The sequence below is a fragment of the Dellaglioa sp. CoH-56-MRSF-10 genome (assembly GCF_056782175.1).
Genome location: NZ_JBXAYF010000165.1, coordinates 1 through 232 on the forward strand (window position 1 = coordinate 1; position 232 = coordinate 232).

Here is a 232-nt window from a genome sequence, read left to right on the forward strand (position 1 = left end):
GGACGCTGCGCGGCATGAAGGTGGAACTGCTCGCCGACATGGGCGCCTACCTGCAGTTGGTCACCCCCGGAGTGCCGTTGCTGGGCGCGTTCATGTTCAACGCGATCTACAAGATGGACGCGCTGTCGTTCACCTGCCACGGGATCTTCACCAACAAGACCCCGACCGACGCCTACCGCGGCGCCGGACGGCCGGAGGCCACCTACGCGATCGAACGCCTGATGGACGAGGC

Annotated in this window: 1 protein-coding gene; it reads left to right on the forward strand. The window is 65.9% G+C overall.

The features are described 5' to 3' along the window. On the forward strand, window positions 1-232 hold a 232-nt coding region (locus tag AC1RP4_RS08140), incomplete at both ends, for a molybdopterin cofactor-binding domain-containing protein (RefSeq protein ID WP_481763300.1).